At 35.0% G+C, this 1,484-nt stretch carries 1 protein-coding gene and 1 pseudogene; one reads left to right on the top strand and one right to left on the bottom strand.

Annotated features, from left to right (window positions below):
• Positions 1 to 160: pseudogene (locus ACVBDQ_RS17955) on the bottom strand (IS982 family transposase); the annotation flags it as partial.
• A gap of 159 nt (positions 161 to 319) precedes the next feature.
• On the opposite strand from ACVBDQ_RS17955, the gene ACVBDQ_RS17950 reads away from it, so the two are divergent.
• On the top strand, positions 320 to 1,228 hold the full coding sequence (locus ACVBDQ_RS17950; protein WP_446663396.1) for an aminoglycoside phosphotransferase family protein: 909 nt from the start codon (positions 320 to 322) through the stop codon (positions 1,226 to 1,228).
• Positions 1,229 to 1,484 lie beyond the last annotated feature (256 nt).

Raw genomic sequence — 1,484 nt, 5'->3', positions numbered from 1 at the left:
TGGCGATGATGACAGCGTCCTCTTGCTTGACCAAATGGCGATTTCGACGATGAAGATGCACCTGAATGCATGAAAGTTGAGCAGAAACAAAAACGAAAATGGCGGCATATTGCTTTTGAATCTTGGCTCGATCTGTAGTAAAATGAAAGTGCTCTTGCATGGGGATTCTCCTTTCGAATGGCAGGTCGCACTTTCATTCTACAGGAGATCCGCCAGCAAGGGCTATTTTTATGCTTGCTCAAGTTTATCTAGTACCACGGGTATCATATATATATTGTTTAAGATTCGTATTAAACCAGATTTAGGAGGTAGAGGTATTATGCTGAGTAATATTATTGACATGTTAGATTATATTAAGAAACAGTTACCATGGTTAGAAATCCAGGAATATGATATTAATAATGAAGGATGGGACAATGCTGTTCTGATAATCAATAAAGAATGGATTTTTCGCTTTCCGAGAAGTGAAGACACAGCACAGCATTTACTAAACGAAAAGCTTTTGTTGGATTTTTTACAGACTGAAATATCTTATTTAAGCATAAAATTACCAAAATACCGATTAATTTTTAAAGATAATAGGCCTATCTGTTGCTATTACTCACTAATTAACGGTGTTCCTCTGTCTCCTTCTATTCTTTACGAGTTGGACGATCGGACTCAAAATCAGATAGCCTTTCAGATAAGCAGCTTTTTAACAATGTTACATAAAGTTGATTTAGAGGAAATACATTCTATAGAACTTAAAGATAACCAAGGATATACTTACTGGAAAGAGCACTGGGAGAACATAAAAAAACTGGTATATCCATACCTTACAGAACAAGAATGTCAAAAAATAACTAACATGTTTGAGTCTTTTCTAAACCAAATATCAATAAATCCTTTACCTAAAACTATTATTCATGGTGATTTGACTCATAAACATATACTGTTTGATATTAATAAAAAACAAATTAGTGGCATTATTGACTTTGGAGATATTCAATTAGGTGACCCCGCTTATGATTTATCTGGACTATATTGGGACTATGGAGAACAATTCTTTAATAAGATTCTTAACTATTACAGTTATCCTTTTAAAGACCTTAATTATCCAATCGATAAGCGTGTTACATCATTTTATGGAAAAAGATTGATATTCCATGATCTCCTTTATGCAATTGAAAAAAAATCAGTGAAAGATTTTAACAACGGACTCAAATTGCTAAAGCAGTCTCTTGTATAAGTTAAGATCCTTTGAAGTCTAGTGTAAATTAGCACATTATTTCAGAATCCCTTTTTCAAATTATTTCAGGCGGATTCGGAAATAATGTGCAAAATTTTTGCGGATTGTTCCGGATTTTGCACATTCTTATCGGAACGTTTGCACGCTCTTTCAGATGAAGATTTCCAGCGCGCCTGATGGACCGATGGAAAAGAGAAAGCACAAAAGAGGCCGATTCGGCCCCTTTCGTGCTAATACCCCATTTCCTCTGCGGCCA

The organism is Geobacillus sp. CCR (genome assembly GCF_052906625.1).
The sequence above is the reverse complement of the archived record's forward strand: the minus strand, read 5'-3'. Positions and strand labels throughout refer to the sequence as shown.

Excerpts from the sequence above, each read along its gene's own strand:
- ACVBDQ_RS17950 (WP_446663396.1), top strand. The coding sequence starts at position 320 with ATGCTGAGTAATATTATTGACATGTTAGATTATATTAAGAAACAGTTA.